The sequence below is a fragment of the Pseudomonas sp. genome (assembly GCF_037994325.1).
GTDB lineage: Bacteria > Pseudomonadota > Gammaproteobacteria > Pseudomonadales > Pseudomonadaceae > Aquipseudomonas.
In genome coordinates, this window is record NZ_JBBNAH010000121.1 from 1 (window position 1) to 4,524 (window position 4,524).

Genomic DNA, 4,524 nt, shown 5'->3' on the forward strand with positions numbered 1-4,524 from the left:
GCTCTGCTCCCCTCTCTCGCTTGCGGGAGAGGGGTCGGGGGAGAGGGCCAGCCATCACGCATAAATCCCTGTGTCATGGCCACCATCGTGTCCGCCGCGAAAGTCTGGATTCCCGCCTGCGCGGGAATGACGGTGTTATAGCCAGATCCTCCGTCGTCCCCGCGCAGGCGGGGACCCAGAATCTAGCGGAGAACCTCGATCGATGCACAAAGCACATCCGTCTACGCTTTGTATCGCGCCCGATACATTAACGACATGTTGTCGATACGCCCGCCCTTCAGCATGGCGCCCCCACGCCGCACCGCCGCACAACTAAGGAGCCACTCCCGATGGAAGCCCTCAACGAACGGGACGTCCGCTCAAGAACCACCCGCGCGCTGATCGTCGACGACAATATCGAGCTGCGCGAGCTGCTTAGCGGTTACTTAACGCGCTTTAACATTGCCAGCGAAGCCGTCGGCGATGGCGCCGGTATGCGCAAAGCCCTGGCCGCCAGCCGTTTCGATGTGATTATTCTCGACCTGATGCTGCCCGGCGAAGACGGCCTGGAACTGTGCCGGGAGCTGCGCAGCAATTCCGATATCCCGATCCTGATGCTCACCGCCCGCTGCGAACCCACCGACCGCATTATCGGCCTGGAGCTGGGCGCCGATGACTATATGGCCAAGCCGTTCGAGCCGCGTGAACTGGTGGCGCGCATACAAAGCATCCTGCGCCGCGTACGTGATGACCGCGATGCGCCGCGCAACGATGAGCGTTCGAGCATTCGTTTTGACGACTGGCAACTCAACGGCGTGCTGCGCCAACTGCAAGCGCCCGATGGCCTGGTGGTGCCGTTGTCGAATGCGGAATTTCGCTTGCTCTGGGTGTTTCTCGAACGCCCGCGCCGGGTACTCAACCGCGAGCAATTACTCGACGCCGCCCGGGGCCGTTCGATTGAAGCGTTTGACCGCAGCATCGACTTGCTCGTCTCGCGCCTGCGGCAGAAACTCGGCGACGATCCGAAATCGCCACGCTTGATCAAAACCGTGCGCGGCGAGGGCTACCTGTTCGACGCACGTGAGATCGGTTGATGCGCTTTAACACCCTGTTCGGCCGCCTGTTTGGCATGATGCTGCTGTCCATCGTGCTCGCCCACCTGCTGGCCTTTGCCTGGTTTAGCCAATACGGCGGCCCGCAACGGAACGGCCAGCCACCGGGCCCACCGCCAGAGCAGGTAATGGCTGGCCCAACCGACCAGCCACCTGTCGGTGCCAACCAACCGCGCCCGCCAGAGCCACCCATGGACGGCCGCCAACCACCTCGTTCCATGCTCGGCCCACTGGCCGGACCGCTGGTGCCGCTGCTGTTTCAAATGCTTGGTTTGGCCGTGGTCGCCTGGTTTGGCGCGCGCTTGCTAAGCCGGCCGATTCAGCGCCTGTCCGAGGCCGCCGAACGCCTGAGCGAAAACCTCGACGCCCCGCCGCTGCCGGAAGAAGGCACCGTGGAAGCACGCCAAGCGGCGCATACCTTTAACCTGATGCAGCAGCGCATCCGCGAACAGGTCAAACAGCGCGGGCGCATGCTGGCTGCCGTCTCCCACGACCTACGCACGCCGCTGTCGCGCCTAAAACTGCGCCTGGAACAAGTGCCCAACGCCCACCTGCGCGAACGCATGGCGCAAGACCTCAGCGAAATGATCGACATGCTCGACGCCACCCTGCGCTACCTGCACGAACAGCGCGCCACCGAAGCGCTGCAATGGTTCGACGTACAAGCGCTGGTGGAATCGCTCACCGAAAATGCCCAAGACCAAGGCGCCGACGTCACCCTCAGCGGCCACTGCGCACCGTTGCGCGTACAACCGCTGGCCCTGCGCTCAGCCATCAGCAACCTACTCAACAACGCCCTGCGCTACGCCGGCCACGCACGCATCGAAATGCACGACCAGCACGACTACATCGAAGTGCACGTCTGCGACAACGGCCCCGGCATTGCCCCGGAACAGCGCGAAAGCGTGTTCGAACCCTTCTTCCGCGTCGAAGGCTCACGCAACCGCAACTCCGGCGGCGTCGGCCTGGGCCTGACCATCGCCCGCGAAGCGGCGCAGCGTCAGGGTGGGGACATTTCCCTGCGTGAGACAAAGGGTGGTGGTCTTACCTGCGTGTTGCGGTTGCCGCGGCAATAGCGCTTTTCGAGCGGACTACACTATTGGCGTACCTGGATCCCCGCCTTCGCGGAGATGACGGATGTCTATGCAAAAACTCCCGTCATCCCCGCACAGGCGGGGATCCAGAATCGTCGCTGCATACGCCGGTAGCCGGACAGCCGATGACTCCATCGGCTTACCTGGATGCCGGCCTTCACCGGGATGACGGATGTCTGTGCAAAACTCCCGTCATCCCCGCGCAGGCGGGGATCCAGAGTCGTCGCTGCATACGCCGGTAGCCGGACAAAACCTGACATCACGTATGTACATGCCGCGATACAAACCACACACACCCCCGACACACAGCCCCCGGACTCTGCCATCACCGAAGAAACCCTCTTCGGCGATGGCCAATTCCAACAGGAGCGACTCCCATGATAAGTGGTGTCAGCGGTTACTCGAGCTACTCCTATAGCTCGACGGCCAGCTCACGTAGCAGCAGTTCGAGTAGCACCAGTGCTACCAGTTGCGTGGGTGGGTCGACAAATGCGCAGGAAAAACTGTTCAAGCTGCTCGATAGCAACAGCGACGGCAGCGTTGATAAAGACGAACTGACCTCGGCGTTAAGCAAGGCCCAGGAAAGCGATTCCAGCTTGGCCAGCATCGACATCGACGATCTGTTCACACAATTGGATGCCAACAGCGACGGCAGCATCGACCAGGATGAAACCGCCGCCATGGCCCCGCCTCCGCCGCCAGGTGGCCCAGGCGGCCCGAACCCGCAAGAGTTGTTTGCCAGCCTGGACAGCGACAGTGACGGCAGCGTCAGTCAGGACGAGCTCACCAGCGCCATTGGCGATGGCATGAGCAGCGACGATATCGCCACCCTGTTCGCCTCCCTGGATAGCGATGAAGACGGCAGCCTCAGCCTGGACGAAAGCAAAGCCCTGGCCGGCCCGCCACCACCGCCACCATCAGCCAGCGGTGCCGACACCGACGAGCTGTTCAGCCAGTTGGACGCCGATGGCGATGGCAGCATCAGCAAAGACGAACTGAGCACCCTGCTTAGCGCCACCGACAGCTCCAGCAATACCTCAACCAGCAGCGACAGCGACAAAAACGCGCTGTACGCCAGCCTGGTGCAGGCACTGATGAAGCAATACGAAACCGGCGCCGGGTACACCGCCTCCAGCGTGGGAAGCCAGATCAGCGTTGCCGCTTAAACGCTGTGCTGCACAGACAACAAAGGCGCCTGCGGGCGCCTTTGTTGTTGATGGCCAAGGAGGCGCCACGGTTCGTAGGGTGTGCTGCGCGCACCAGACGATCTCCCCCGAGGACACATTGGTGCGCACAGCACACCCTACGCGTTGGCAATCGAGTTCAGCCCGCCCCTCTCCCCCGTCCTCTCTCCCGCTTGCGGGAGAGAGTGCAGAGCCGTTGGGTCGGTTACCGCGACGCTTTGCGCCGCAACGCGGCCGGGCTGAAGTTGGCGTCATCCGGCGAAGGCTTGCTGAAGTCGGCGGTGCCGGGCTCTTCGTTGTCCAGCCATTGCACGCTGTAGCGCCGTGCTTGCAGGTCGTGGAAGGTGTCCAGCGCGGTCCACACGGTGGGCAGTTCGTAGAAGCTTTTCAGGTAGGCCATGGACACCCGCCACAATTCGCCACGCCCGTCGTATTGGTCGACTACCGCCGCGCCCCAGCTGTCTTCGTCAAGAAACAGGGTGCGCTTGGAGTAGATATGCCGCGCCCCTGGCTTCAACTTGCCTTCCACCACCCACACCCGGTGCAGTTCGTAGCGGGTGTATTTGGGGTTGATATGGCCGGGTTTGAGCAGGTCGTCGTACTTAACGTCGGGGCTGGTGATTTGGTAGTTGTTGTACGGAATGTAGATTTCTTTTTTGCCCACCAAGGTCCAGTCGTAGCGATCCGGGGCGCCGTTGTACATGTCGGTGTCGTCGGCGGTTTTCAGGCCATCGGAGGCTTCGATCGGTGTGTCGTAGGCCAGGGTTGGCGCACGCCGTACCCGCCGTTGGCCGGGGTTGTAGCCCCAGGCTTGGCGCGGCTCTTTTACCTGGTCGAGCATCTCTTGCACCAGCGCGCCATTGCCGGCCAAACGCGCCGGGGCGGTGGTGAAGGTCATGTAATAAAACAGGATGTTGTTGAGTTCGCTGTAGTTGCCTTTGGGGTTGTAGAAGCGGAACAGCGCTTCGTCTTGCGAGGTCACCAGCGAGTATTGGCCGTTGCGCTGCACGCCGGCCTCGGCGGAACGGCGCACCACGTAGGTGCCGCGATAACGCACCACATGATTCCACACCGCCTCCACGCCGCTTTGCGGAATCGGAAACGGAATGCCGCCATAGGCGTCGGCAAAACCATTGCCGCCGTCGAGCACCTTGG

General features: G+C 62.4%; 4 protein-coding genes. 3 read left to right on the forward strand and 1 reads right to left on the reverse strand.

Features of this window, described 5'->3' with window-relative positions:
• The first annotated feature begins 329 nt into the window (after positions 1-329).
• From AAAB16_RS04005 to AAAB16_RS04015, 3 genes are all read left to right on the forward strand, one after another.
• Positions 330-1,073, forward strand: coding sequence for a response regulator (locus AAAB16_RS04005; protein ID WP_340662183.1), 744 nt, complete (start codon positions 330-332; stop codon positions 1,071-1,073).
• The gene (locus AAAB16_RS04010; RefSeq protein WP_340662184.1) at positions 1,073-2,167 is read left to right on the forward strand and encodes an ATP-binding protein; all 1,095 of its coding nucleotides are present in this window, start codon (positions 1,073-1,075) and stop codon (positions 2,165-2,167) included. The genes AAAB16_RS04005 and AAAB16_RS04010 overlap by 1 nt, the downstream gene beginning before the upstream one ends.
• A gap of 395 nt (positions 2,168-2,562) precedes the next feature.
• Positions 2,563-3,351 carry an EF-hand domain-containing protein gene (locus AAAB16_RS04015; protein WP_340662185.1) on the forward strand — a complete coding sequence of 263 codons (789 nt, stop codon included), beginning with the start codon at positions 2,563-2,565 and terminating at the stop codon, positions 3,349-3,351.
• Positions 3,352-3,574: 223 nt separating this feature from the next.
• Here AAAB16_RS04015 and AAAB16_RS04020 read toward each other — a convergent pair.
• Positions 3,575-4,524, reverse strand: a 950-nt coding sequence (locus AAAB16_RS04020) for a DUF1329 domain-containing protein (RefSeq protein WP_340662186.1), incomplete at its 5' end; no start/stop codon positions are given.